Source organism: Sphingomonas sp. CFBP 13733 (assembly GCF_014841795.1).
Taxonomy (GTDB): Bacteria; Pseudomonadota; Alphaproteobacteria; order Sphingomonadales; family Sphingomonadaceae; genus Sphingomonas; species Sphingomonas aerolata.
In genome coordinates, this window is sequence record NZ_JACYUP010000029.1 from 1 (window position 1) to 1,232 (window position 1,232).

1 protein-coding gene and 1 pseudogene are annotated in these 1,232 nt (G+C 56.5%); both read right to left on the minus strand.

What is annotated here, in order from left to right; genetic code table 11:
- Nucleotides 1-209: 209 nt before the first annotated feature.
- On the minus strand, nucleotides 210-908 hold the full coding sequence (locus IFT71_RS22075) for an EAL domain-containing protein (RefSeq protein ID WP_446740779.1): 699 nt from the start codon (nucleotides 906-908) through the stop codon (nucleotides 210-212).
- 6 nt (nucleotides 909-914) lie between these two features.
- Nucleotides 915-1,227, minus strand: a pseudogene (locus IFT71_RS22080) (diguanylate cyclase domain-containing protein); the annotation flags it as partial.
- Between the last annotated feature and the right edge of the window lie 5 nt (nucleotides 1,228-1,232).

The following is a 1,232-nucleotide window of genomic DNA, read 5'->3' on the forward strand; positions in this document are numbered from 1 at the left end:
GCAACGTTGCGGAATTACATGCGATGGCTAGCTTTAATCCTAGCTACCTTCACGCGAATCTGGGAGATGATTAGATAACAAGTCATTATACGAAACAATTTTAATATAGCGTCATGATTTAAAAGCTATATTATTAATAAATTCGTCCTAAATTTTATACCACTGTTACAGCCTTGGAGCTGGCAGACAAAAGACTTCAAAAGAAGGCTTTATGATACGAATAGGGAGGCTTTTCGAATCGACTCGCGCGCCACACTCGCCGGAACCGGGCGGCCGAGCAGATAGCCCTGAAGCCGTTCGCAACCGAAGCCTGTCAGGATTGCAGCCTGCTGCTCCGTCTCGACCTTTTCGGCGGTCACCTGTGCACCAACCGCCGAACATAGTTGCAACACGCCGTGGAGTAACCGCGCGGCCCCCGCCGAGTGAGCAATGTTGTCGACGAGTTCGCCATCGATCTTGATCCGATCGAAAGTTATCTCTTTCAGGTATGAGACTGAAGCGAAGCCGGCCCCAAAATCGTCCAGTGCTATGCGGACCCCTGCAGCCCTTAGCGAGGCCAGGTGTTGTCGGGCGACGCCGAAATCAGCAAGCACTGACGTTTCTGTCACCTCTACTTCCAACCGGCGGGGATCGAACCTGTGACGAAGGCAGAGAGACATAATCGCGAGCGGCGTACTCGGCTGGCAGAGCTGCACGGCGCTAAGATTAATCGACAGGCCTATGGAGGCATCCCACCCCGCGGCCTCCTCAATCGCTGCGGCGAAGATCTGCTGCGATAGAGCAGAAATCGTTCCCGTGGTCTCGGCCACGCCGATAAATTCAAGCGGACTGAGGGCACCAAGTTCGGGATGGTGCCAGCGGGCGAGCGCTTCGAAAGATGCTATCCGGCGCGATCGGGCTTCGCAGATCGGCTNAAGCAAGCACGCCGCCACCACCGGCACTTTTCACCTCGTACAAGGCGACATCGGCCTGCAGCATCAGCGTCAACGGTATCTGACCGCTAGCCAGTGGAGCTGACAGGCCGACGGATGCCGCCAGCCTGATGCAATTACCGCGGGCCAGAAACGGCTCTGCCATAGAGCGGGTCAGGGTCGCTCCAACACCGTCGATCAAGCCGGTTTCCAATTCCCCAACGAACAGTGCAGCAAATTCGTCACCACCGAGACGGGCAACGATCCGTGCACCCACGCAGGCGTTCTCGATGCGTCGCGCCGCCTCCAACAGCACCGCGT